The sequence below is a fragment of the Pantoea sp. SO10 genome, from assembly GCF_005281435.1.
GTDB lineage: Bacteria > Pseudomonadota > Gammaproteobacteria > Enterobacterales > Enterobacteriaceae > Pantoea > Pantoea leporis.
The window spans coordinates 290,477-313,411 of sequence record NZ_CP040096.1 but is presented as its reverse complement, the minus strand read 5'-3'; the positions used below and the strand labels follow the sequence as shown (position 1 = coordinate 313,411).

At 51.5% G+C, this 22,935-nt stretch carries 25 protein-coding genes; 13 read left to right on the top strand and 12 right to left on the bottom strand.

Annotated features, from left to right (window positions below; all coding sequences use genetic code 11):
- Positions 1 to 2 precede the first annotated feature (2 nt).
- The 5 genes from FCN45_RS20945 to FCN45_RS20925 all read right to left on the bottom strand — a co-directional run bounded on the left by FCN45_RS20945 (position 3) and on the right by FCN45_RS20925 (position 3,537).
- Entirely contained in the window at positions 3 to 740 is a 738-nt protein-coding gene (locus tag FCN45_RS20945) for an amino acid ABC transporter ATP-binding protein (RefSeq protein WP_008109157.1), read from the bottom strand.
- Positions 737 to 1,381: an amino acid ABC transporter permease gene (locus FCN45_RS20940; RefSeq protein ID WP_137387122.1), complete on the bottom strand. Its 645-nt coding sequence runs from the start codon at positions 1,379 to 1,381 to the stop codon at positions 737 to 739. The genes FCN45_RS20945 and FCN45_RS20940 overlap by 4 nt, the downstream gene beginning before the upstream one ends.
- The gene (locus tag FCN45_RS20935) at positions 1,378 to 2,115 is read right to left on the bottom strand and encodes an amino acid ABC transporter permease (protein WP_137387121.1); all 738 of its coding nucleotides are present in this window, start codon (positions 2,113 to 2,115) and stop codon (positions 1,378 to 1,380) included. Before FCN45_RS20935 ends, FCN45_RS20940 begins: the two co-directional genes overlap by 4 nt.
- A gap of 50 nt (positions 2,116 to 2,165) precedes the next feature.
- Complete coding sequence (locus tag FCN45_RS20930; protein WP_137387120.1) at positions 2,166 to 3,002, bottom strand: transporter substrate-binding domain-containing protein; 837 nt, start codon at positions 3,000 to 3,002, stop codon at positions 2,166 to 2,168.
- Positions 3,003 to 3,144: 142 nt separating this feature from the next.
- A complete protein-coding gene (locus FCN45_RS20925) occupies positions 3,145 to 3,537 on the bottom strand; it encodes a RidA family protein (protein ID WP_008109150.1) in 393 nt (130 codons plus the stop codon).
- A 391-nt stretch (positions 3,538 to 3,928) separates the two neighbouring features.
- Here FCN45_RS20925 and FCN45_RS20920 point away from each other — a divergent pair, with 391 nt between their 5' ends.
- The 3 genes from FCN45_RS20920 to zigA all read left to right on the top strand — a co-directional run bounded on the left by FCN45_RS20920 (position 3,929) and on the right by zigA (position 7,290).
- Positions 3,929 to 4,681: an IclR family transcriptional regulator gene (locus FCN45_RS20920; protein ID WP_137387119.1), complete on the top strand. Its 753-nt coding sequence runs from the start codon at positions 3,929 to 3,931 to the stop codon at positions 4,679 to 4,681.
- Positions 4,682 to 4,797: 116 nt separating this feature from the next.
- Entirely contained in the window at positions 4,798 to 5,904 is a 1,107-nt protein-coding gene (locus FCN45_RS20915; protein ID WP_137387118.1) for an ABC transporter substrate-binding protein, read from the top strand.
- A gap of 165 nt (positions 5,905 to 6,069) precedes the next feature.
- A complete protein-coding gene (gene zigA, locus FCN45_RS20910; protein WP_137387117.1) occupies positions 6,070 to 7,290 on the top strand; it encodes a zinc metallochaperone GTPase ZigA in 1,221 nt (406 codons plus the stop codon).
- Positions 7,291 to 7,324: 34 nt separating this feature from the next.
- Here the strand turns inward: zigA and FCN45_RS20905 are convergent, their stop codons facing one another.
- Positions 7,325 to 7,993 carry an O-methyltransferase gene (locus tag FCN45_RS20905; protein ID WP_137387435.1) on the bottom strand — a complete coding sequence of 223 codons (669 nt, stop codon included), beginning with the start codon at positions 7,991 to 7,993 and terminating at the stop codon, positions 7,325 to 7,327.
- Between the two features lie 90 nt (positions 7,994 to 8,083).
- On the opposite strand from FCN45_RS20905, the gene FCN45_RS20900 reads away from it, so the two are divergent.
- The 4 genes from FCN45_RS20900 to FCN45_RS20885 all read left to right on the top strand — a co-directional run bounded on the left by FCN45_RS20900 (position 8,084) and on the right by FCN45_RS20885 (position 10,342).
- A complete protein-coding gene (locus tag FCN45_RS20900) occupies positions 8,084 to 8,722 on the top strand; it encodes a TetR family transcriptional regulator (RefSeq protein ID WP_371419614.1) in 639 nt (212 codons plus the stop codon).
- A 122-nt stretch (positions 8,723 to 8,844) separates the two neighbouring features.
- Positions 8,845 to 9,666, top strand: coding sequence for a Cof-type HAD-IIB family hydrolase (locus FCN45_RS20895; protein WP_101761208.1), 822 nt, complete (start codon positions 8,845 to 8,847; stop codon positions 9,664 to 9,666).
- Between the two features lie 104 nt (positions 9,667 to 9,770).
- Positions 9,771 to 10,043, top strand: a complete 273-nt coding sequence (locus tag FCN45_RS20890; RefSeq protein ID WP_137387115.1) for a type II toxin-antitoxin system Phd/YefM family antitoxin — start codon at positions 9,771 to 9,773, stop codon at positions 10,041 to 10,043.
- A gap of 8 nt (positions 10,044 to 10,051) precedes the next feature.
- The gene (locus tag FCN45_RS20885) at positions 10,052 to 10,342 is read left to right on the top strand and encodes a type II toxin-antitoxin system RelE/ParE family toxin (protein ID WP_137387114.1); all 291 of its coding nucleotides are present in this window, start codon (positions 10,052 to 10,054) and stop codon (positions 10,340 to 10,342) included.
- 40 nt (positions 10,343 to 10,382) lie between these two features.
- On the opposite strand, the gene FCN45_RS20880 is transcribed toward FCN45_RS20885, so the two are convergent.
- Entirely contained in the window at positions 10,383 to 11,270 is an 888-nt protein-coding gene (locus FCN45_RS20880; protein ID WP_137387113.1) for an SDR family oxidoreductase, read from the bottom strand.
- A 103-nt stretch (positions 11,271 to 11,373) separates the two neighbouring features.
- Between FCN45_RS20880 and FCN45_RS20875 the strand changes: the two genes are divergently transcribed.
- Positions 11,374 to 12,198: a helix-turn-helix transcriptional regulator gene (locus FCN45_RS20875; RefSeq protein WP_110867089.1), complete on the top strand. Its 825-nt coding sequence runs from the start codon at positions 11,374 to 11,376 to the stop codon at positions 12,196 to 12,198.
- Here the strand turns inward: FCN45_RS20875 and FCN45_RS20870 are convergent.
- Positions 12,140 to 12,571 (bottom strand): helix-turn-helix domain-containing protein, encoded by a 432-nt coding sequence (locus tag FCN45_RS20870; protein ID WP_137387112.1) that lies wholly within the window; start codon positions 12,569 to 12,571, stop codon positions 12,140 to 12,142. The genes FCN45_RS20875 and FCN45_RS20870 overlap by 59 nt on opposite strands.
- Positions 12,572 to 12,682: 111 nt before the next feature.
- Between FCN45_RS20870 and FCN45_RS20865 the strand changes: the two genes are divergently transcribed.
- The 4 genes from FCN45_RS20865 to FCN45_RS20850 all read left to right on the top strand — a co-directional run bounded on the left by FCN45_RS20865 (position 12,683) and on the right by FCN45_RS20850 (position 17,930).
- Complete coding sequence (locus FCN45_RS20865; protein ID WP_137387111.1) at positions 12,683 to 13,732, top strand: NAD(P)-dependent alcohol dehydrogenase; 1,050 nt, start codon at positions 12,683 to 12,685, stop codon at positions 13,730 to 13,732.
- A gap of 405 nt (positions 13,733 to 14,137) precedes the next feature.
- On the top strand, positions 14,138 to 14,530 hold the full coding sequence (locus FCN45_RS20860; protein ID WP_137387110.1) for an adenylyltransferase/cytidyltransferase family protein: 393 nt from the start codon (positions 14,138 to 14,140) through the stop codon (positions 14,528 to 14,530).
- Positions 14,531 to 14,844: 314 nt separating this feature from the next.
- Positions 14,845 to 16,680: a methyl-accepting chemotaxis protein gene (locus tag FCN45_RS20855; protein ID WP_137387109.1), complete on the top strand. Its 1,836-nt coding sequence runs from the start codon at positions 14,845 to 14,847 to the stop codon at positions 16,678 to 16,680.
- A gap of 173 nt (positions 16,681 to 16,853) precedes the next feature.
- Positions 16,854 to 17,930 carry a diguanylate cyclase gene (locus FCN45_RS20850; protein ID WP_137387108.1) on the top strand — a complete coding sequence of 359 codons (1,077 nt, stop codon included), beginning with the start codon at positions 16,854 to 16,856 and terminating at the stop codon, positions 17,928 to 17,930.
- Position 17,931: 1 nt separating this feature from the next.
- Here the strand turns inward: FCN45_RS20850 and FCN45_RS20845 are convergent, their stop codons facing one another.
- On the bottom strand, positions 17,932 to 18,393 hold the full coding sequence (locus tag FCN45_RS20845) for an OsmC family protein (RefSeq protein WP_137387107.1): 462 nt from the start codon (positions 18,391 to 18,393) through the stop codon (positions 17,932 to 17,934).
- Between the two features lie 177 nt (positions 18,394 to 18,570).
- On the opposite strand from FCN45_RS20845, the gene FCN45_RS20840 reads away from it, so the two are divergent.
- On the top strand, positions 18,571 to 19,119 hold the full coding sequence (locus FCN45_RS20840) for a GNAT family N-acetyltransferase (protein WP_137387106.1): 549 nt from the start codon (positions 18,571 to 18,573) through the stop codon (positions 19,117 to 19,119).
- Here FCN45_RS20840 and FCN45_RS20835 read toward each other — a convergent pair.
- From FCN45_RS20835 to FCN45_RS20825, 3 genes are all read right to left on the bottom strand, one after another.
- Positions 19,100 to 20,179: a mechanosensitive ion channel family protein gene (locus FCN45_RS20835; RefSeq protein ID WP_137387105.1), complete on the bottom strand. Its 1,080-nt coding sequence runs from the start codon at positions 20,177 to 20,179 to the stop codon at positions 19,100 to 19,102. The two genes, FCN45_RS20840 and FCN45_RS20835, sit on opposite strands and share 20 nt — an antisense overlap.
- 260 nt (positions 20,180 to 20,439) lie before the next feature.
- Positions 20,440 to 21,309 carry an ATP-grasp fold amidoligase family protein gene (locus FCN45_RS20830; protein WP_137387104.1) on the bottom strand — a complete coding sequence of 290 codons (870 nt, stop codon included), beginning with the start codon at positions 21,307 to 21,309 and terminating at the stop codon, positions 20,440 to 20,442.
- Positions 21,310 to 21,314: 5 nt separating this feature from the next.
- Positions 21,315 to 22,550, bottom strand: a complete 1,236-nt coding sequence (locus tag FCN45_RS20825; protein ID WP_137387103.1) for an oligosaccharide flippase family protein — start codon at positions 22,548 to 22,550, stop codon at positions 21,315 to 21,317.
- Between the last annotated feature and the right edge of the window lie 385 nt (positions 22,551 to 22,935).

Genomic DNA, 22,935 nt, shown 5'->3' with positions numbered 1-22,935 from the left:
TGTTAGTGCTCAAGTACGCGCGATAAAAACTGCTGCGTGCGCGGGTTCTGTGGATTGACGAAAATCTGCTCGGGCGAACCTTGTTCGGCAATCACGCCCTGATCCATAAACACCACGCGGTCAGCGGTTTTGCGCGCGAAGCCCATTTCGTGTGTCACCACCACCATCGTCATGCCTTCACGCGCCAGGCTGCGCATCACTTCCATGACTTCGCCTACCAGTTCTGGGTCCAGCGCCGAGGTAGCTTCATCGAAGAACATGATTTTCGGTTCTACCGCCAGCGCACGGGCAATCGCCACGCGCTGCTGCTGACCACCGGAAAGCTGCGCCGGATAGTGATGCGCGCGCTCGGCCAGTCCGACGCGCGTCAGCGCCGCCATGCCGCGTTTATTGGCTTCGGCTTCCGACAGCTTTTGCGCTTTGATCAGCGCCAGCGTGACGTTGCCGAGCGCGGTTTTGTGCGGGAACAGGTTGAACTGCTGGAACACCATGCCAACGTGACCGCAGATTTCGCTGGCGCGCTTGCGTTGGTGCAGCGGAACGTCGTTGACCCACACTTCACCGCCGTCGGCCACTTCCAGCCCGCTCATGATGCGCAGCACGGTACTTTTGCCAGAGCCGGATGCGCCAATCAGCACCAGCACTTCGCCCGGTGAAACATCCAGGCTGATCTCTTTCAGCACCTGGGTTGCGCCAAACGATTTGGTTATCCGGCTTAAGGTAATCGCGGATTTGCTCATGAGATTTGGCTCCTGGTTTGATGATGTTGAACCCAACGGGAAAGCGGGAAGCAGACGGCGAAGTAGAGCAGGGCGACCAGACCGTAAACCACCACCGGCTGACCGATGCGATCGACAATCGCCTGGCCCTGATGCATCAGTTCGGACATGCCGATCATGCTGACGATCGAGGTGTCTTTGATCAGGGAAAGATACTGGCCCGCCAGCGGCGGCAGCACGATGCCGCGCGTTTGCGGCAGGATTACGTTCATAAAGGTCTGACGCTTCGACAGGCCCAAAATCCATGACACTTCCCACTGGCCTTTTGGCACCGCTTCGATGCCGGCGCGGAACACTTCCGCGATATACGCGCCCTGATAGATGCTCAGGCCAAGAATACCGGCGGCAAACAGGTTGATGTCATAGCCGAAATAGGCGACGCCGAAGTAGATGAACATCAGCGTGATCAGTACCGGCGTGCCGCGAAACAGCTCGGTGTAGATCACCGCAATCTGCTTCAGAACGGGCAAGCGGCTGGTGCGCAACACCGCCGCCAGCAAGCCCAGCAGCGTGCTGCCAATGATCGCGGCCACCGACAGCAGCAGCGTGATACCGAGCCCTTTTAGCAGAATCGGTAACGAACTAATGATTAACTCGTTCATAGCGCGTTCTCCCGTTTCACTGGATTAGTCAGCCATTTTCTTGCCCACCACCAGGCGGACTTTTTTATCGGGGTCACCTGCGGCGGGTGGAACATGCGCCGTCCTGCCATCGTTCCCAGCCAGGAGAACAGGTTGCTCAGCACCAGATAGACCAGGGCAACGACGCTAAATGTCTGGATATACAGCAGCGTGCGCGCATTAATCACTGTGGCGGTGCCGGTCAGTTCAGGCAGCGCAATCGCTGACAGCAAAGAGGTGCCGAGCAGCAGCTTAATCAGGTTGTTGATAATGGCGGGCCACACCGCGCGCGCCGCCTGCGGCAGCACCACGGTGAGAAACACCTGACGACGGGGAATGCCCAGCACCCATGCGGCTTCTAGCTGGCCTTTCGGCACCGATTGAATGCCTGCGCGGAAGGTTTCGGACAGGTAGGCACCGACGTTAATCCCCAGCGCCAGCACGCCAGCGGTAAAGGCGCTCATGGTGATGCCGAGCGACGGCAGACCAAAAAAGATGATGAAGATCTGCAGCAGCACCGGCGTGTTGCGGATGAACTCAACGTAGCAGTGACTGATCCAGCGCAGCGGGGCCAGCGGCGACGCTTTCGCCAGCGCCGAGAGCAAACCGAGCGCCACCGCCAGCGCAAACGCCAGCAATGTCACTTGCAAGGTGAGCCACGCGGCGGCAAGAAAAGTGTCGGCGTAGCGCCACAGGGTTAGCCATTGATAACTCATGGTTCTGCTCCTTCGGGCGGCGCAGCAGCAGTTGCCGCGCCGCGTGCGGATCAATATTGCGGATTCAGCGGATAACGCGGTTTGTTGCCGAACCATTTCTGATACAGCTGGGCGTTTTCACCGGAGGCGTTAATTTCAAACAGGAATTCGTTGAGATAGTTGGTCCAGACCTGATCGCCCTGCTTCACGCCAAAGGCGTTGTATTCCAGCGGCACCAGCGCTTCATTGGTCACGGTTAACGTTGGGTCGAGCTTGGCCTGATAGGCGAGGAAGTTGTTATCCTCGATCATCGCATCAGCCTGGCCCTGTTTCACCGCGAGGATGGCAGCCTGCGATGAGTCGTACTCCTGAATCTTCACGTCAATGCCCAGGTTGCGCACTTCGTCACCGTTGGTCGAGCCTTTCACCGTGGCGATGGTTTTGCCGCCCATATCGTGTGCGGACTGGATGCCGCTGTTCTTGCGCACCAGCATCGCTTCACTCGCCACCACATACGGGTTGGTGAAGCCGATCTCTTTGGCGCGTTCCAGATTGCGGGTGAAGTTGCAGAACACCACATCCACTTTATTGGTTTGCAGATTAGGAATGCGGTTGGCGCTGGTGGTGTTGACCATTTCCAGTTTCACGCCCATCTCTTTGGCCAGCGCTTTGGCGAGATCAACATCGTAGCCGTCCGGGTTACCGTCTTTATCGTAAAAACCGAACGGGGCGAAACTCAGGCAGTCACCGACGCGCAGCGTGCCACGTTGCAACACGGTCTGCAGCGCTGATTGCGGCGCGGCGCCCGCTGCTTTTTTCTCTTCGGTTGGCGTACAGCCCGCCAGCGTCAGTAATACCAGCGCGCCGGCTAGCGCGTTGAGGCTCACTTTTAGCGATGTTGTCTTCATTGTTATGTTCTCTTTAGAAATTTTGACGAGACGGTGTAGTACCGTTATTTCACAGCAAAATAGAAAGGCATCAATTAATAACAGGCTGTCCTGGTGTGGGCGGAGAAAGTAAACATTCGCCAGCCTGTTTTAACCGTAATATTTATTTACGATCGGCGCGGAAGCATTTCATATCGACTTCGACTTTGCAGTCGACGACTAAATCCTGCACGCTACAAATACGCGCCGGGGGATTTCCGCTAAATATCTCACTGAATACTTTATTAAATGAACTGAAATAACGCGCATCAGTTAATACCGCAGTGACATGCACCACATCCTCGACGCGATAACCGGCTTCGCGCATGATGGTGAGACAGTTTTCGAACGCCAGCTGCGTCTGTTCGATGATGCCACCTTCCACCACTTCGCCGTCGCGCATCGGCGTTTGGCCGGAGATGTAGAGCCAGCCATCGGCTTCCACCGCGCGGGCAAACGGCAGTTTCTGCCCGCCGGTACCGGTTCCGCCTTCTACGCCATAACGTTTAATCGTCATCCCTTTCTGCTCCTGTTGCAGCGAATATCTGTTTACTGTGTTGTCTGATATACCAGACTGCTATCTGCAATACTGGATAGGGCAAGATTTGCACAGGAAATTTTCTTTTGCAATATGTGCACAGCGATTTAATTTTTTGTGATGTCGTCGGGATCGCAAAATAAAATTAACTTTTGTCTGTGTTTATATTGGAGTGTGATCTTTATCGTAGTTTTATAAATGTTGAGTGAGCGTATTGCGCCATAATGAGGCACCAAAATTGATCGTGCTAATTAATGGCAGGTAATTAATATTTATTTAATCCGGGATGGGTAAAAGCCGATGCGCGGTGTATCATGCCCTTCTTTCATTGCCTTTACCTTTTGTACCCAAGCCACCAAGGAGTGAGTTTATGCCGGACGAAAAACCCTCGCGGGCGCGCGGCGTTGACCGGGTTATTGATATCTTTCGGCAGTTGCACAGCGTACGTCAGCCGATGTCGATGCGCGCGTTGATCGACGCCACCGGCGCACCTCGTTCCAGCATCTATGAATTAGTCAGCATGCTAAGTGAAGCCGGTTTGGTGGAGCTGGATGCCGAAGGCGCAGTGTTCTTTGGCCGTGAGATGCACTATTACGGTGCGGATTATATGGCGCATAACGATCTGATCCGTCGGGCGCATCAACTCATGGTGGAGATTGTGGCGCGCCACGGTGAAACCGTGCAGCTCTGCATGCTGGAGGGCAACAAATACACCGTGGTGCTTTCTGAGAGCAATGCGCATCCGTTTAAAATCACCTCTGATATCGGCGTGCGTGTCCCGATTACCTGGACCGCGACCGGGCGTTTGCTGCTGAGTAACTGGTCGGACAGCGCGATTCTGGATTTGATCCCGGAGGAGGATTATCGCCTCGCCAGCGGCCAGATCCTCGATAAGCAGGCGTTTCTTGATGAAATTCATCACGCTGGAAAACTCGGTTACTGCATGACCGAAGGCTTGTCGGAAAGCTTTACCTGCTGCATGGCGGCGCCGATCCGTTCGCGCAGCGGTCAGGCGGTGGCGGCAATCTGTTTTATGGTCAGCCGCGATACGCCGCAGGAGCGTCGCCAGATGCTGCTGCAGGAACTGATCACTTCCGGACAAAAACTCTCTGATTTCACCTAACAGCACCCGTATAAAACTCTGTTACAACTGATTGAAGTGGCGTTTATTCTCGCCACTTAAGGTTGTGTTAAGGTAATTGATAATAATAACTATTCTTTTTACCACGGAGTTTTGGCATTAAAACGCGCCTGCTTTTGGCAATGGGATTACTGGCTTCAACGGCGGCGGCTGCCTCCACGTATCCGCTGACCGTCACCGACATGGACGGCAACACGCAAACCATCAACAAAGAGCCGCAGCACATCATATTGCAGGATGGGCGCGACATTCTGACGCTGGCGCTGCTGGATCGCGACGATCCGTTTAAGCGCGTGGTGGCGTGGAACAATCTGCCGAAAAAGCAGGACACGCAAACCTGGGATGTACTGAAAGGGCGCTGGCCGGAAGCGACGAAAATCGTCGATATGGGCTTTAACGATCAGGGCCAGGTCAATCTCGAAAGCGTGCTGGCGCAGAAACCTGATTTGATGATTGCGCAACTGCGTGCCAAACCGGCGTTACAGCAATCGGGCGTGCTCGGTACCTTGCAGAATCTGCATATTCCGGTGGTGTTCCTGGATTATGAACTGCATCCCGCGCAGAACACCGCGCCGAGCGTGACGCTGCTCGGTAAAGTGCTGAACCGCGAAAGCCAGGCCAGGGCTTATACCGATTTCTATCAGCAGAAATTCGCGCGCATTACCCAAGGCGTGGCGCAAGTAAAAGAGAAGCCAACGGTGTTTATCGAGCCGATAGCCGGGAATAGCGACAACTGCTGCTTTACGCACAGCCACAATGGCTGGGGCGGATTGGTGGAAGCGGTAGGCGGCAAAAATATCGGCTCTGAACTGCTGCCGGGCAATGCCGGATTTGTGGCGCTGGAAAAAATCATCGCCATGAAACCGGATGTCTACATCATGACCGGATCGAAACGTCCAAACGCTAATGTGTTGCCATTTGGTTATGGCGTGCAGCCGGAAGAAGTGAAAGCCACCTTCCAGACGCTGCTAAAGCGCACCGGCCTGGCGCAGATCGAGCCGGTGAAACAGGGCCGCGTGTATGGCGTTTACCACCACTTCTATAATCATCCGTACAACATCATCGGCATGGAAATTCTGGCGAAAGATCTCTATCCGCAACAGTTTGCCGATCTAAAACCGAACGCGGATTTCCGCACCATCGTTAAAAACTTCACCACGTTGCCGGATAACGCCATCGATTTGAGTTATCCCGACAACCAGTAATCGCAGGTTTTCCCCGTTCGTCGTAAGGTCGCCATTCATGGCGACCAATCCGCTCCATCAACATTCCTCAATGACAACGTTAATTGTTATGTTATAACATAACTAAAAACACCATTGCGCGTATGCCTATACGTCTTGTGAACCTTGTCATTTAGAGGAGTTGCTATGTCAGCATTAACCCAAAATCAGAATGGTTTCAAAAAACTTCCCGTCACCGTGCTTTCCGGCTTTCTTGGCGCAGGTAAAACCACGCTGCTCAATCATATTCTCAATAACCGCGAAGGCCGTCGTGTGGCGGTGATCGTCAATGATATGTCGGAAGTGAATATCGATGCCGCGCTGGTGCGCGAGGGCGGGGCAGAGCTGTCGCGCACCGACGAAAAGCTGGTGGAAATGAGTAACGGCTGCATCTGCTGCACATTGCGTGAAGATTTGCTGCTGGAGGTTAATCGTCTGGCGAAAGATGGCCGCTTCGATAATTTGGTGATCGAATCGACCGGCATTTCTGAACCGTTGCCGGTGGCGGAGACCTTCACCTTCGCCGATGAAGAGGGGCAGAGTCTGTCTGAAGTTGCCCCGCTCGACACCATGGTGACGGTGGTCGATGGCTTTAACTTCCTGCGTGACTATGAATCGAATGAGAGCATTCAGTCGCGCGGAGAATCATTGGGTGCTGAGGATGAGCGCACGGTGGTGGATTTATTGGTCGATCAAATCGAGTTCTGCGATGTACTGATTCTTAACAAAACTGACCTGATTAACGAGACGGAAAAAGCGCGGCTGATGGCAATCCTGACGTCACTCAACCCGCGCGCCAACATTATCACCTCTGAATTCGGCAAAGTGGGATTGGATCAGGTGCTCAACACCGGTTTGTTTGATTTTGATGCCGCCGCGCAGGCGCCGGGCTGGCTGCAGGAGTTGCGTGGAGAACACACGCCCGAGACCGAAGAGTACGGCATTCGAAACTTCGTGTTCCGCGCGCGTCGTCCGTTCCATCCGATGCGCTTTGCTCACTTGATTGAAAATGAGATGCACGGCGTGGTGCGTTCCAAAGGCTACTTCTGGCTCGCCAGCCGTCCGCGTCATGCCGGTTCATGGTCGCAGGCAGGCGGCGTATCGCGTCAGGGTTTAGCCGGCCTGTGGTGGGCCAGCGTGCCAAAAGATCGCTGGCCGGAAGATGCGGAAAACCTTGGCTACATCTTAGAGAACTGGGTTGACGGCAGCGGCGACGCGCGACAGGAACTGGTGTTTATCGGCATAGAAATGGATGAAAATGCGCTGCGTAGCAAACTGGAAGAGGCGCTGTTAACCGATGAGGAAATGGCGCTCGGACCCGATAACTGGGTGGAATTCCCCGACCCGTTCCAGCCATGGTTTAACTGATTAGTCAGGTCGCCATTCCTGGCGACCTTCATAATTACGCATTCCCAACCCACATCGACACCTCAACCCCATCGTTAAACGGCAGCGACATAAAACCACGATTGCTGTGCACCAGCTCCAGATACTCCGGGCTGAAGTCGGCATCGTCGGCAACAATCAGCGCGCCGGGACGCAAAAACGGCTGCACCAACGTAACAATCTCCGGGTAAATCGCTTTTGCACCGTCCAGCACCAGCATATCGATGGTGGCCGGTAGATCGCGGCTCAATGTCTGCAACGCATCGCCCACGCGCACCTCAATCAAATCGCTGACGCCGGCATCGGCGAAATGGTTACGGGCTAACGCCACTTTCCCCGGTTCAAACTCGCAGGTGATGATGTTACCGCCGCCGTTATCGCGCAGCGCCGCCGCCAGATGCAGCGTGGAAATGCCGAATGAGGTGCCAAACTCAACGATGCTTTGGGCATTGCTGCTGCGCGCCAACATATACAGCAACTTGCCGGTTTCACGCGATACCGCCAACGGAACCTCTTTTAGATGTCCATAAAGTTCCAGGTAATCGGTTTTGCTGTGTAGCAGGCGATGTTGTTCGGCGTCAGTCATGGTTCTGAAGGCGTTATTGGTTGGATGCGCCATATTATCGGCCAGTTCAAACAGGTAATTCAGCAGCGGCGCCAGTGGCGCAGAGGTTAAGGTATTCATGTTGTTCACCGTGCAGACAAATGGATTTTGCTGTGCCAACAGAATACGATGAATCATTCGCATTTCACTATTCGTGTTCAGGAGATGATAGTGACTGAGCCACGTAACATTAAGATTTCAGAGAGAAAAAGACCCAGGCAGACGCGTTCCACCGAGCTGGTTTCCGCCATTTTGCAGGCGGCTACTCAGGTTTTGGCGCTGGAAGGCGCCGCGCGTTTCACCACGGCGCGGGTGGCGGAACGCGCGGGCGTCAGTATTGGATCGCTGTATCAATATTTCCCCAATAAGGCAGCTATTCTTTTCAGGTTGCAAAGCGAAGAATGGCTACGCACTAGCGATTTGTTAGGTGCGATTCTGCGCAATACCGCCAACACGCCGCGTCAACGACTGCACGATCTCACACTGGCGTTTTTGCATTCGGAATGTGAAGAGGCGGCGATGCGCACCGCGCTGAATGACGCCGCACCTTTGTATCGTGATGCGCCGGAAGTGCAGGAAGCGCGCACGGCGGGTCAAAACGTCATCAGTGATTTTCTGCGTGAAGTATTACCGCACTCAGAGGAAAGTGAACGATCGCGCGCCGCAGATTTATTGAACAGTACGCTGGGCAATGTTGGGAAACATTTTTCCGAATCGCCGCGCACGCCAGCTGAGATTCAGGCTTATGCGAAAGAGATGGCGGCGATGTTTTGTGCCTGGATCAGGGAAAAAGGCGCCGATTTACAGTAAAAGATGGACTGGAAATCTCTGAAAGCGGTTAACAAACTCATTATTCACATTCTCAATAATCCACACCGCGAGTAAGCTTAACAAAACCTTTATAGAGCCGAATGAGCAAACGGGAGAGCAAAATGGCAGTGAAGATGATTGCGGTGGATATGGATGGCACTTTTCTCGATGACAACAAACAATACAACGCGCAGCGCTTTGCGCGTCAGTATGCGTTGCTGAAAGAGAAGGGCATTCGTTTCGTGGTCGCCAGCGGCAATCAGTATTATCAGTTGCTGCGCTACTTTCCTGATATCAAAGACGAGATCGCTTTTGTTGCGGAAAACGGCGCCTGGGTTTCTGACAGCAATGAAGAGATCTTCTGCGGCGAACTGGCGCAGGAGCGCGTGCATCAAATCCTCGACATCCTCGCTAAAGAGCCGGACATCAGCACCGTGGTCTGTGGCCGCAACGGCGCGTACGTGCACACCTCAATGTCCGACGAAGTGATTGCCATGTTGGCGAATCACTATCATCGTCTGGAAAAGCGCGACAATCTCTACGATATCGACGACACCATCTTTAAGTTCTCGCTGAATCTGGCGCACGAAGGCGTTGATGCCTTGATGGAACGTCTGCACGCTGAGTTGGGCGCGATTGAAAACATCATGCATCCGGTTTCCAGTGGTTTTGGGTTTGTGGATTTGATCATTCCTGGCTGCCACAAAGCGCACGGAATCGCGCTGCTGCAGGAAAAATGGGGCATTGATGATTGTGAAGTGGTGGCGATAGGCGACAGCGCCAATGACATCGAAATGCTGCGTCAAGCGTGCTACAGCTTCTCAATGGCGAACGCCGCCGCGCCAGTCAGCGCTGTGTCGCGTTACAGAACCGAAAGCAACAATGACGAAGGCGCGCTTAACGTGATCGCCCGCATTTTGGCGCGCGAAGTGCCGTTTGGCTGATGTTTTGGAGGTGTCGACAATGGTCAAAGTTGTGATTGTAATAGAGCATCGCGAGAACTACTATAGGTACGAATCGGTACGATTTGACCAAAATAGGTGGGATTATGTATAGCTTTACAGCCAGCGAAGCCAAAATCCAGTTTGGCGAAGTTCTCAACAAAGCGACACGCGAGCCTGTCGGCATTACCAAAAATGGCAATCCAAAATTTGTCATTATGTCAGTGGACGATTACAACGCGCTGGAAGCACACAAGCTGGAGAATCTTCGCAATATGCTCACCGAGTCTATTGCTGCTTCCGAGCGAGGCGATGTTTACACTATGGAAGATGTTTTTAGTCCACTGACTGCTGAAGAAATCAAATCTGCCGGGGAGTAAACCCAGGGATGACCGTCATTTTTACCGGACCAGCAAGAAAGCAGGTCCGAGACATCAATGCACATTCGCATAAAACGTATGGGCCAATGACAGCGCAAATCTATGTTCAGGGCATGCAGAACACCTTGAGTCATTTGGATAAAAATCCGGGCACAGGCCGTAAACGTGACGAACTTGGCCCGAATATTGTGAGTTTTCCTAGCGGCTCCCACATGATTTTCTATCGTGTGGTGCCCGGTGGAATTGAAGTGCTCGCTGTTATTCATCAGCGTGACGATGTGGGTAAGTATTTCTCTTAGCGTTTTAAGTTAATGATCTTGAGAACTCATCACGGGTTCATTAATCAAAATAGCCTGCCTCTCGCATATCCTGCAATAACCCCGGCCCGCTCGGCTGCCAGTTAAACGTCTGACGCGTCCACGCGCTGGATGACGGATTGTCGGTAGAGGCGAAAAATGCCATCCAGCCTAACCACGCTTTTGCTTCTTCCAGCGTCAGGCTTTTCACCGGCAGTGATAATCCGGTGCCGATGGTTTCGGCAATCTGCCGGAATGGCACCCCTTCTTCCTGCACTGCATGCAGAATCGCGCCCGGCTCAGCTTTTTCAGCCGCGAGGCAAAACAGTTCAGCGGCATCATCGCGATGCACCGCGGGCCAGCGATTCTCACCCTTGCCGACATACACCGCTGCGCCTTTTTCCTTCGCCATATTGATGATCATCGGAATAAATCCGTGATCGCCTGCGCCATGTACGGTTGGCGGTAAACGCACCAGCGCCACGCGCACACCGCTGTCGGCCAGCGCCAGCGCGGCGACGTTGGAGTTGGAACGTGGATGCGCGCCCGCTGCTGGTTGAATCTGTTCGGTGGCGAGACGTCCCGGCGACACCAGCGCGGTGCCGGTGGTGACAATCAGCGGGCGATCTGAACCTGCCAATACATCACCCATCGCCAGAATCGCGCGTTGGTCGACCTCGGCGGCATGATCCATGCGGCTGAAATCATGAATATATCCTGCGTGGATCACGCCATCGCTCTGTTCGACCGCCTTACGCAGGCCGTCGAGATCTTGCAGATCGCCGCGAATCACCTGCACACCTTGCTGCTGCAGTTTTTCTGCGGAAGCCTCGCTGCGCGCCAGACCTTGCACCTGATAACCGCGTGCCTGCAGTTTTTTCACAATGGCGGAACCGATAAAGCCGCTCGCCCCGGTCACAAAAATTCGCATATTGGTGCTCCACTTTTTCAAAGTTGAAGCACTATCATAAAAGTCTGCAACGCGACGAAAAGTCGTGAGCTTATACAGGTATACGCACTAACAGGATAAAGGCATGACTTCCCAAGATGACAACCAGCTCGGCAACTATCTGCGTGAACGTCGCCAGCGGCTGGATGCGGCGAAACTTGGTTACACCCTACTTCGCCGCCGCACGCCGGGCCTGCGCCGGGAAGAAGTGGCGGTGCGCGCGTGTGTCAGCACTACCTGGTATACGTGGCTGGAGCAGGGCAGAGGCGGCGCGCCATCGGAAGAAGTATTGGAACGCTTAGCCCGCGCATTAGAGCTGAGCGCCGCCGAGCGCGATCATCTGTTTTTGCTGGCGCAAAATCGTCTGCCTGGCGTGACATGGCAGGCGGGCGTGGATGTTTCGCCATCGCTGCAGCGCGTGCTCGACAGCATGGAGAACACGCCAGCGCTGGTCAAAACCGCAGAGTGGCAAGTGGTGGCGTGGAACCGTGCGGCAACCAAAGTGTTTGTCGATTACGCTGAACTGCCGCCTGCCCAGCGCAATATCCTGCTGATGATGTTTCGTAACGAGGAAATGAAAAAGCGTCTGCCGGACTGGCATAAAGTGACACGCGGCATGGTGGCCAACTTTCGCGCAGATGTGGCGCGCACCGGCGCCAGCGAGCATGTGCGCGCGCTGGTGGAGGAACTGTGCGAGATGAGCGACACCTTCCGCCAGCTGTGGCAATCACAGGAAGTGAGTCAGCATGGCGAAGGTATTAAACAGCTGTGGCTGCCGGACGAAGGCGTGCTTGAGATGGAATACAGCACTTTTGCGGTTGAAGGTAAACCGGGTTTAAGCCTGGTGGTGTTTAATCCGCGTCAGCAGCACGATCGGGAATGTGTGGCGCGGCTGATGGCACGTCCGTAGCGGCGCGAAAGTGGGCTTCCATCTCATCCAGCGCCGCCTGATTCTCCAGCCCCCATTGATACATCTGCTCGATCGGTGTCGCGAACGTCATGCCGAGCGGTGTTAGGCGATAATCGACTTTCGGCGGCACCACATCATAAACGTGACGCGCAATCAGCCCGCGCTGCTCCAGCTCTTTCAACGTCTGAAACAGCATCTTCTTCGAAATTCCCTGCAGGCTGCGCTGGAGCTCGCCGGTGCGTGCGCGATGGTTAGGCCAATGATAGAGCGCATGCAGAACCATGCTGCTCCATTTCACCGAAAACAGATCCATTAACCGTCGCGGCGGCGAATCCGCATAAAAAAACAGTTTACCGTCTACCATCGCGGGCATAGTTCTCGTCTCCTGAATGGTTACCAAAAGGTAACTACTATCAATTTTGCACCATGTTCACTATAGTCTGCCGCCTTCAGCTAGCCAAAGCCAACTCATTTCGGAGGCCCTATGAAAATCAATGCATTAGTCGCGCACGACGCGGCCCAACCGCTCTCTTCAGGCCAGATTGCATTGCGACCGCTGCAACAGCAGGATGTCAAAATTGAAATTCTGTATTGCGGTGTGTGCCATTCGGATCTGCACATGGCCCGTAACGAATGGGCGGTCAGCCGCTATCCGCTGGTGCCGGGACATGAAATTGTCGGACGCGTTGTTGAAACCGGCGCGGACGTAACGAATTTCAAAGCCGGTGATGTAGTTGGCGTCGGCGTAATGGTCGATTCCTGCCGCGAATGCCATTTCTGCCAGCAGCAAGAAGAGCAGTATTGTGAATCCGGCTTTGTGGCGACCTATAACGGCATCGACAAATACACCGGCGACAGCACGTGGGGCGGCTATGCGCAGAATGTGGTGGTCGATCAGCACTTTGTGGTGTCCGTACCGCAAACCTTGCCACTGGCTGGCGTTGCACCGCTGCTGTGTGCGGGCGTTACCGTGTGGTCGCCGCTGCGTCACTTTAACGTAAAAGCCGGCGATAAAGTCGGCGTAGTCGGTTTGGGCGGATTAGGGCATATGGCCGTTAAGCTGGCGAGCGCAATGGGCGCGGAAGTCACGCTTTTCACCACTTCACCCGGCAAAGGTGAAGATGCGCTGCGCTTGGGGGCGACGCGCGTGGTGGTTTCACGTGACGCCCGGCAGATGGCCGCCGCGCAAACTTCACTGGATTTTATCGTAGACTGCGTCTCGGCTCCGCACGATCTCGATCCTTACCTTGCCACGCTGAAAACCAACGGTCGCCTGGTGCTGGTGGGTATTCCGGAGCAACCGCACCAGTCCCCAAATGTGACGCCGATGGTAAATCGTCGTTTGAGCATTAGCGGCTCATCGATTGGCAGCATTCAGGAAACTCAGGAGATGCTGGATTTCTGCGGCAAACATAATATTACTGCCGATATTGAAGTGATTGCCGGTCAAGAGATCGAAACAGCCTTCGCGCGCATGTTGAAGGGCGATGTGAAATATCGTTTCGTTATCGATATGCAAGCGACACGCTGGTAAAGCGTTATTGCCCGCACGTTGTGGCGGGCGATTTCATGCTGAAATCGCTTAAATAAACAAACTCATACTATTGATATCATTCATTTTAAGTCTCTAATTCGCAGTGTTAGCTCGCCAGAGAAAAAATGGCTCTCATAGTTACAACATACTTTTAGAAAACTGCGTAACAACTCGCGGGTTTAACTCTTTTGCGGCCTGCCAGTCGGACAGCAAAATCTGACTTCTACATGCCCAACTGGGGCAATCCATCCGTTCACAACTCACCGCATCAATCATTTCCGCGTACATGGAAATGTCACTTCCGCTAAAAAACGAATTTCACCTATCTTATTGAAAATAGGTCTTTATTTTTGTGGCATGTAAATTGCTAAGTTTGGGGCCAATTTTTTAATCGATATCAAACCCATGAAAAAAATCATCACCTTCGGAACCTTCGATGTGTTCCATGTTGGGCACTTAAATATCTTACAGCGAGCAAAAACGCTGGGTGACTGGTTAACCGTCGGGGTCTCTTCGGACGCCTTAAACTTCCATAAAAAAGGGCGCAACCCGGTTTACGATGAAAGCGACAGAATGTCGATTATCGCGGGTATTAAATACGTCGATGAAGTGTTTCTTGAAGAATCGCTGGAATTGAAGGCTGACTACATAAAAAAATACAACGCCAATACGCTGGTAATGGGTGATGACTGGAAAGGGAAGTTTGATAAGTTTTCTTCACTGGCTGAAGTCATTTATCTTGAGCGCACGCCTAGTATCTCCACCACGTCTTTAATCGAAATAATAAAGAAGCGCTAATGCCATCAGCCCGCATACAAGGCTATTTTATCGCATCAGCGATAACCTGCGCTGCACGCTCATCGGCTTTGCCGTCATTTAATGCATTGCAATACTTGGTTTCTAAAGGGATTTAGTGAACGCGCGGAAATGTTATTTCCATTTGCGGAAAGGATGATGCCCAACATTAATACAGCAATCGTTACGTTCCATGTCCTCGCGGCGCGTCACATCCTGCAATCACTTTTTGCACCATCCTGAATAAACATTTCCCGCAACCCTCCGATAACTCCCTTACAAACCATACAAAAATAATTAACGCAGGAGCAGGGAAGATGGGGCTGGTATCCCGATTACGTAATGTGCGCATCACGCGTAAGCTGTCGGCAGGATTCGGCATCGTGCTGTTGTTAGTGGCGCTGGCAACCGGATTAAGCGTGCAGCGCTTTAACGCCATTCATGACATCTATCAGAAAACCAACCTGATTTATGACATCAACATTGAAGTGTTCCAGGCCAAAATTAACCGCCTCAAATATCTTTATGGGGACGACAAATCCGGCCAGGTGATGGCGAATTACGTCACGCATGCGCAGCAACTCACCAGTGATGCCAAGCAACTTTCATGGTCGGAAGGTGCCAGAGCGCGGGTGGATGAACTGGGAACGCACCTCGCCAGTTTCCAGAACAGCATTGGCGCGATGACGCAAGCCACGCAACAACTCAATAGCCTGCGCTCGCAACTTGACGCTTTAAGCCGGCAAGATATGACTTCGCGCTACACCCAACTGATTCGCACACCGGTTACTAATCCTGAACTTACCAATCAAATTTACCAGCAGCTGTTCGCTATCAGCAATGTGCGCGAAGAAGCCTGGGCGTTGCGTTTTAACGTCAGCGATGCGCTGCGTAAAACGCAGGAGGATCATTTCCAGCAGGCGGATCAAGGCATGAAAGCGCTGCTGGCGCAGTTGCCGCCGGAACAGCAGGGCGAATTCACCGCACTGTGGCAGGACACCGAGAAATTCAAAAGCCTGAGTCTGCAAGCGGCGGATGCCTATGGCCAGCTGCGTGCGGCGGAGGACACCGTCAAAGTGGCGGGCGACAAGAGTAGTGCAGCGATCAAACAGATCATTACCATCGTCAAAGCGCGTAACGATGAACTGGCCAACGGCTCGGCGGCGATTTCGCTGCTGATTGGTGGTCTGGCGATTTTGTTCGGCGTGCTGGTGGCGTGGTACATCATTCGTCAGATCACGCGTCCGGTATTCCATAACCTGGAACTGGCGGAGCGCATCGCCAATGGCGATCTCAGCTCGCAGTTTGCCACCGATCGGCATGATGAGTTCGGCAAGCTGACTTCGGCGATGGGACGCATGAACGAACGGCTGCGCAGCATGATCGGCGATGTGCTGAGCAGCGTTAGCAGCGTATCGCAGGCGGCCAGCGCTATTAATCAAGGCAATCTCGATTTGTCTTCACGCACCGAACAACAAGCGGCGGCGGTGGTGGAAACCGCTGCCAGCATGGAGCAACTCACCGCCACGGTGAAAAACAACGCCACCAATGCGCGACAGGCGAGTCAGATTGCGGCGGAAGCCTCGTACAACGCCAATAAAGGCGGCATCGCGGTGCGTGATGTGGTGAACACCATGGGCGAAATCTCTGACAGCTCGAAGAAGATCGCCGATATCACCGCCGTGATTAACAGCATCGCTTTCCAGACCAACATCCTCGCGTTGAACGCGGCGGTAGAAGCCGCGCGTGCCGGCGAGCAGGGACGCGGTTTTGCCGTGGTCGCCAGCGAAGTGCGCAATCTGGCGCAGCGCAGCGCCGGGGCGGCGAAAGACATCGAACAGTTGATCAATGAATCGGTCGGACGCATCAGCAATGGCCATCAGCAGGTGGCGCGCGCCGGTGAAACCATGGATCAGATTCTCGGCAGCATTGCGCGTGTGAATCAAATTATGGAAGAGATTTCCGCGGCGTCGGATGAACAGAGCCGCGGAATCGAGCAAATTGCCCGCGCGGTCGGCGAGCTGGATACCACCACGCAGCAGAACGCCACGCTGGTGAGCGCCTCTTCGCACTCGGCGAACTCCCTGGAAGAGCAGGCGCTGATGCTGGAGCGATTGGTGTCGCAGTTCCGCCTGCAAGGTGCTGCACGTTAGAAAAACAGCGTGGAAGTAGCTCCAGATTTACTTCCACGGACTTTCTTTGGGTCAGCTTGCTGACACCTTTGTGCGGCCGCAGAATTACAAGGTAAATATTCTTAAAATAAAGCGATCTGCCGCCGATATTTCCCGTTAAACTGCAATTCTTGTCGTCCTGATACTTTCTCTGCATGAACTACTACTCACCTGACGATAGCCATTTGAAGCGGCGCTCCCAACGCTTCGTCCGCCGCATGTTTATCATGCGTCAACTCGGCACGATGTTATGTTTTTTCCCGATTCTCTCGGTACTGATGGAGCGGGATCGTGGCCTGGCGTTTAGCGCCCTGTTATTTGTGAATGCGTTTCTCTGGCCGTGGCTGGCTTATCACCGCGCGCTGCGGGCCGAAGATTCCACCGCCACCGAGCGGCACAACTTAACCCTTGATGCCGCCTTTGGTGGCATTTGGGTAGCGCTGATGGCGCTGAGTCCGCTACCTTCCTTTGTCATCATGGCGGTGTTAGCCTCGGACCGCTATGCAGCGGGCGGTGCAGCCCAGTTGATTGCAGCGATGCAGGCATTTCTCTGCGCATTCGTGCTGGTATGGCTGGTGGATGGCGCAGGCGTTGATTTGGCGTTCAGCACGCGTACCGTCTGGCTGAGCCTGCCGCTGGCAACCTGCTACATGCTGGTACTCAGCGTCACCTCGTACAATCTCACCTGGCAACTGCGTAAACGCAACCGCGAGCTGGAGCGCATTGCGCTGATGGATCCCGGTCTGGGGATTCCCAATCGTCGCTTGTTTGAACGTCGGCTGGAGAGCGAATTTCTCAGCACGCGCCGTGGCGACAGCGCTGGCTATTTACTGCTTATAGACCTCGATTATTTCAAATCGGTAAACGATACGTGGGGACACGAGGCGGGGGATTTCCTGCTGGCGGAGATCTCCGCGCTACTGCGCAATCATGTGGGATTGCAGGATATTCCGGCGCGTTTTGGCGGCGATGAGCTAGGCGTGATTGTGCATCATGCCAGCGACGAATCGGTGGTGGCGCTGGCCCAACGTTTGCAGGAAAAGATTGCGCAGGTGCGTTTACCGGCATCGGCGGAGTTTCGTTGTTCGGTGAGTATAGGTATTGCATCGGCAGCGCATGCAGAATCCATACGTCACTGGTTGCGGCATGCCGATGAAGCGCTGTATGAGGTGAAACGCGCCGGACGCAATGGCGTGCGCTTGTGGCAACCGTCGCTGGCCGGCGCGGCCTGAATTACACGAACTCGGGTTCGCAGTTCACTGGGAAGTTAAGCGAGTTAGCAATAAAGCAGGCTTCATGGGCCTGATGATGCAGTTCACGCGCGCGGTCCGCATCCGTCGGATCGCGCAGCGCAATGCGCGGTTTCAACGTGATGTTGGTAAACCGACCGCGCGTGCCCTCAATCATTGTCCCTTCTGCTGCATCTTCATAAGCTTCCACCACAATTCCGGCGTCAGAACATAAATGCAGATACCACAATTTGTGGCATGCCGAGGCCGAAGCCAGCAATAACTCTTCCGGATTCCAGCGCGTCGCATCCCCGCGAAACGCTGGATCGGCGCTTAGCGCTATCGTCTCTTTGCCAGCGGCAATCAGCTCCGCGTTACGATCGTAAGCAGTATAAGATGCGGTGCCGTTGCCGCGGTTGCCGGTCCAGCGCACCGTGACCTGATAATGGTGTTCTTTTGCTGCCATTACTGATGCTCCTTTTAAAATGAACATGACATCAGCAGACTATCAGGAATTGCTGCTACAACGTCTGCGATCGGTGATATCGATTTTCATGAAAGGAAAGGGGCCGTGTAATTTGTTTATAGCGAAGGCTGTTAGGTAAACTTAAGGAATCGGATAACGTTTAAGGGAAAATTTACCATGTTAGAGACAAACCGCCTGATCCTCCGACAATGGCAGCAAACAGACTTACAACCCTTTGCCGAACTCAATGCCGATCCCGAAGTGATGAAGTATTTCCCGAAAACGCTGAGTCGTCAGGAAAGCGACAACGTCGTTGCAAGATTTAAGGCGATGATTGTTGCAAACCAGGGTTGGGGTTTTTGGGCCGTTGAGATGAAAGCCACCGGCGAATTTGTCGGCAGCGTGGGTTTAGCACAGCAGCCAGATCGCTTCGATTTTTCTCCCTGCACGGAAATTGGCTGGCGTATTAAAAAAAAGTTCTGGGGGCAGGGAATCGCCAAAGAGGCCGCCCAGGCATCGTTGGCTTACGCGTTTAATGTTTTGCATCTTCCCGAGGTCGTTTCGTTCACCACTACTCATAACACGCCATCTGAGAAGCTGATGCAGCGATTGGGGATGCAGAAACACACTATCTTTCTCCATCCCGCGTTACCTGCCGATCACGCGCTAGCTGAGCATGTGCTGTATAAGATTTTCCACAACAACTTCATTGACTCGCCTCTCTAAACCCGGCATCAGTCAGTGTCGCCCGCACATGAGGAAGACTCTGCGGATAATTTTGCTGAATAAACTCAATCATCTTTTCCCGCACGTAACAGCGTAAATCAAAGGCGGTGGGGGAATTCTGCGCCGTCATTAATAATCTGATGGTCATGGTTTTGTCAGTGGTATCCGTAACCTGAAGCACCTGAGTTTGTTGATCCCAGAGTTTAGTTTCACTGAGGACTTTTTCAAAATGCTTACGCAGAGGATCTAATGGCATCGAATAATCGAGGTAAAGAAAAACAGAGCCTAATATTTGGGCGTTATTGCGCGTCCAGTTCTGGAAGGCATTTTCGGTAAAGTAGGTGATGGGCAAAACTAAACGACGCAGATCCCAAATACGCACCACAACATAAGTCAGGTTGATCTCTTCAATCCAGCCCCATTCATTTTCCACCACTACAGCATCATCAATTTTTATCGGTTGGGTAAAGGCGATCTGAATCCCGGCGAACAGATTAACCAGCGATTTCTGCAGGGCAAAGCCAATGATTATACCGGCTACTCCGGCACCAGCGAGAATGGTGGTGCCGAATTTTCGCACGCCAGGGAAACTGAGCAAAATTAGCGAAAGACACAATGTCACCAGTACGACAATCGCGACTTTTTTCACATACATTATCTGCGTGCGAATTTTTCGCGCACGAAGGTTATTCGAAAGATTGATATCATAGCGAATAAATAGCATATCCTGCGCCACATTGATCAATCGAATAAGCACCGAGCAGAAGGATAAGATAATGAATATATTAACGGTGGTGGTAATAAAGCTCAGCGATCCTGGCTGGATATTAACATAACTAAGTCCAGCACTAATTAACAATAAAGGGATAAACAGAAACAGCGATCCGCGCAGATGCTTTTCCAGTGACTTGAACAGTTTTCTGTCACGTTTTTGCCAGTAGCGAATAAATCTAAGGAGGATAAATCGCGCCAGAAATCCTATTGCGAGTGAGAGAGTGACAAGCAAAACAGCAGGCACCCATGTTGGAGCACCAGATAACTCATCAAATAATAATGGCATTACTTTCCCTTTTATTAAGCCAACAACCTTGGTTGTCAGATAAGTCAAAAAATTCAGTAACCATTCTGTTATCGGTTATCTGCAGATTATTTATTCATGTTTATCAGTATAGACGCTTTGGCAGGCTTGGTTGTCAGGGGATGGGTGGCGTATGCATCGGTCGCCACATATGGCGACTCTTAGGCAGTTTGGCAAGGTTTTTGTAGGGTGCGCGGTGATGCGCACCTGTTACGAAAGGAGGTAAATCAATCACTTTCAAACTACAACTTTAGCTGGCTGCCTAAAATAGCATCGGCTTCCTGCAGTGTCACATCGAGTCCCGCAGAGGGCGTAAATGTCAATTCACCAAAAATAACCTTACCGTTGAGAAGGTAGAAGTCAGCACGAACAAATTTAAAATCAGCGGCCAGTTTAACCGCATACTCTTTCATGTTATTGAAACCTTCCGGCATCTTTGGATAGCTGTTGGTATTGATTAATTCAACAGTATCTTCAAAGGGAAGCGGATGCCAATTCATATCAAAATAATAGAATTTAGGTGTGCCTTTCTCTCGCTCCATGCACACCATTACCGCATAAGGTTTTCCATTGAAACAGTAGAATTTATAATCCTCTGGGAATCCACTACGTTCATTCTCAATGTATTTTTCGCATAAGATTTTGCGGTCAATTTTCTTATACTGCGGCTCAATGAAATGGGAGGAGAAATCCTGCTTCAACCACTTACTGAGTTGCTTGTTGGTTTTTTCGATGTCCAGCGATGCTTTGCTATCACAGATTATGTTGTAACCTGCGCCATGGTTACACTTAAGTGCGAATTTATTGGGTAATGCGCGGTAGTCAATATCCATTGGGTCATCATACACGCCGTAGAGTTCATTCAGGATTTCACCACACCCTTTCGCTATCACATACTCCCGAACCTTATACTTGTCCGCGCACAAGGTATAAATATCGCCATTTAACTCATTGAATTTGAGCCACTGAATTTTTTCATTGAAATTGATTGGATTGGTTAAGTTCAGTTTTTTCTTGAACTTAATATAGTAATGTGTTTTAGCGCAAAATTCTGGGTACATATATGCGCTGATTTTTAACGCTGATTTGACTGTGTGTTTTATCATTTTCATTAAAATTATCTCAGTTTGAAAATGTTAAGATGCATTTTGATGATTGTTTTATTTCTGAAGAAGTAATTGAGTAAAGTGCAAGACATAATCTCAACGATCAAAAAACAGTATGCGGCCCCATTAATGCCGAAGGAATTAATCATTAGCCATGAAAGCGGTATGGTTAAGACACAACATAAAAACATCTTTTTAGCCAGGTAACTGTATCCGGACTCTTTGATCATATAGCGATAACAAATTGTACCTAATGCAGAGAACATAGTGCCGACGATAATGATGGGAATGATACTCACGGAATCCATATACTTATCGCCATACAGTAAATGGATGAAGTATTGACCAAAAAAGTAGAATCCAGCTAACGCTATAAGCGAACACAAGATGACAATTCGGTTGATTTTAATGAGTAGCATTTCAACGGTGATTTGATCTTTTTCACTGTATATCTTTGAGAAGAAGCTTGTTATTAATGCCAATACGATAAATGACCAGGCACCTCCTATGGTTAACGCGACGCTATACACGCCCAGATTTGAGTAAGAAAGGATTTTTGCCAAAAAAATGCTCGATATCTGCGTATAGATGTCAGCCGATAGACTTGATAAAATCAGCGCACCGCCGGTGAATAACATATGACGGTTATACATTCCGGCGCCTTTACGATTCTCATTTACTTTTGTGGTGTAGTTAAAATAGATAAGACGCAGGAAATAAGGTATGAGCGGGATGATAATAACAGGAATGGTGAAGTAGTACACGGGCATTTTGAAGTATGAAATAGAAAATCGAATCAACAAGGCAACAGATAAGCCGATCACATTGGTGATAGTGTTTATTTTTGATTTTAATTGTGTGTTGTTGTAGATGGAAAAGAAGTCCATCACAATGTAGTAAGTGGCAATACAGTTGGCCACACCAAATAGAAACACAATGATGTCAGTGAAGAAGTAGAGGTAGATCAACACCGCGCTTGATGACAGGAGAAAGAAAAATCGCCGTTGATTTTGTGTGTGTATCGCTAATGCGATCCCAGATTTACTCTTTTCACTCATGCGTTTAAAGATGATGTTCTGACCGCCAAACCACGATAGCGTTTGCACAAATATAAACAGAGAAGTTGAAATGTTTATTTTGCCATAGTCTTCAGGGCCAACGTATTTTGCCATCAGCGCATTAATATATAGTAGCCCGATGATATTGACTGACTTTTCTAACATGATCCATATTGAGTTAGAGTACATTGCATGTCTCTCATCTACGTAGCTGTGTTGATAGCGTTAAGGACTGTTTACAAGCCATCCGCAAAAATTGAAGCTTTCTTGTATATGCATTTATGTTGTGTTTTATTGCGAAATATTCATATAAAAAACACCCAATATTACTGTTTATCCTGCAGGCTAAATTAATTGGTTGACAGTGTGGCTGCTGATACCCAATTAGTGAAGGGATTTTTTATTAATCAGATTAATGACGTGCGTTTTCAAATATTGAGTCCATTATTTAATTGTGTTCGGCTCTATATATTGTGATGATGATCATGATTTTCTTAAACGGGACTAATTACCGAGAGCACACAGTGTAGCGGCGCAATTCATTGCGCGATTATGCCCTATTTCATGGGGCTGA

Excerpts from the sequence above, each read along its gene's own strand:
- zigA (WP_137387117.1), top strand. The coding sequence starts at position 6,070 with ATGTCAGCATTAACCCAAAATCAGAATGGTTTCAAAAAACTTCCCGTC.
- FCN45_RS20880 (WP_137387113.1), bottom strand. The coding sequence starts at position 11,270 with ATGCGAATTTTTGTGACCGGGGCGAGCGGCTTTATCGGTTCCGCCATT.
- FCN45_RS20830 (WP_137387104.1), bottom strand. The coding sequence starts at position 21,309 with ATGAAAATGATAAAACACACAGTCAAATCAGCGTTAAAAATCAGCGCA.
- FCN45_RS20930 (WP_137387120.1), bottom strand. The coding sequence starts at position 3,002 with ATGAAGACAACATCGCTAAAAGTGAGCCTCAACGCGCTAGCCGGCGCG.
- FCN45_RS20885 (WP_137387114.1), top strand. The coding sequence starts at position 10,052 with ATGACCGTCATTTTTACCGGACCAGCAAGAAAGCAGGTCCGAGACATC.
- FCN45_RS20870 (WP_137387112.1), bottom strand. The coding sequence starts at position 12,571 with ATGCCCGCGATGGTAGACGGTAAACTGTTTTTTTATGCGGATTCGCCG.
- FCN45_RS20925 (WP_008109150.1), bottom strand. The coding sequence starts at position 3,537 with ATGACGATTAAACGTTATGGCGTAGAAGGCGGAACCGGTACCGGCGGG.
- FCN45_RS20825 (WP_137387103.1), bottom strand. The coding sequence starts at position 22,550 with ATGTACTCTAACTCAATATGGATCATGTTAGAAAAGTCAGTCAATATC.
- FCN45_RS20835 (WP_137387105.1), bottom strand. The coding sequence starts at position 20,179 with ATGCCATTATTATTTGATGAGTTATCTGGTGCTCCAACATGGGTGCCT.
- FCN45_RS20865 (WP_137387111.1), top strand. The coding sequence starts at position 12,683 with ATGAAAATCAATGCATTAGTCGCGCACGACGCGGCCCAACCGCTCTCT.
- FCN45_RS20845 (WP_137387107.1), bottom strand. The coding sequence starts at position 18,393 with ATGGCAGCAAAAGAACACCATTATCAGGTCACGGTGCGCTGGACCGGC.
- FCN45_RS20940 (WP_137387122.1), bottom strand. The coding sequence starts at position 1,381 with ATGAACGAGTTAATCATTAGTTCGTTACCGATTCTGCTAAAAGGGCTC.
- FCN45_RS20850 (WP_137387108.1), top strand. The coding sequence starts at position 16,854 with ATGAACTACTACTCACCTGACGATAGCCATTTGAAGCGGCGCTCCCAA.
- FCN45_RS20945 (WP_008109157.1), bottom strand. The coding sequence starts at position 740 with ATGAGCAAATCCGCGATTACCTTAAGCCGGATAACCAAATCGTTTGGC.
- FCN45_RS20920 (WP_137387119.1), top strand. The coding sequence starts at position 3,929 with ATGCCGGACGAAAAACCCTCGCGGGCGCGCGGCGTTGACCGGGTTATT.
- FCN45_RS20875 (WP_110867089.1), top strand. The coding sequence starts at position 11,374 with ATGACTTCCCAAGATGACAACCAGCTCGGCAACTATCTGCGTGAACGT.
- FCN45_RS20855 (WP_137387109.1), top strand. The coding sequence starts at position 14,845 with ATGGGGCTGGTATCCCGATTACGTAATGTGCGCATCACGCGTAAGCTG.
- FCN45_RS20905 (WP_137387435.1), bottom strand. The coding sequence starts at position 7,993 with ATGAATACCTTAACCTCTGCGCCACTGGCGCCGCTGCTGAATTACCTG.
- FCN45_RS20840 (WP_137387106.1), top strand. The coding sequence starts at position 18,571 with ATGTTAGAGACAAACCGCCTGATCCTCCGACAATGGCAGCAAACAGAC.
- FCN45_RS20895 (WP_101761208.1), top strand. The coding sequence starts at position 8,845 with ATGGCAGTGAAGATGATTGCGGTGGATATGGATGGCACTTTTCTCGAT.
- FCN45_RS20935 (WP_137387121.1), bottom strand. The coding sequence starts at position 2,115 with ATGAGTTATCAATGGCTAACCCTGTGGCGCTACGCCGACACTTTTCTT.
- FCN45_RS20860 (WP_137387110.1), top strand. The coding sequence starts at position 14,138 with ATGAAAAAAATCATCACCTTCGGAACCTTCGATGTGTTCCATGTTGGG.
- FCN45_RS20890 (WP_137387115.1), top strand. The coding sequence starts at position 9,771 with ATGTATAGCTTTACAGCCAGCGAAGCCAAAATCCAGTTTGGCGAAGTT.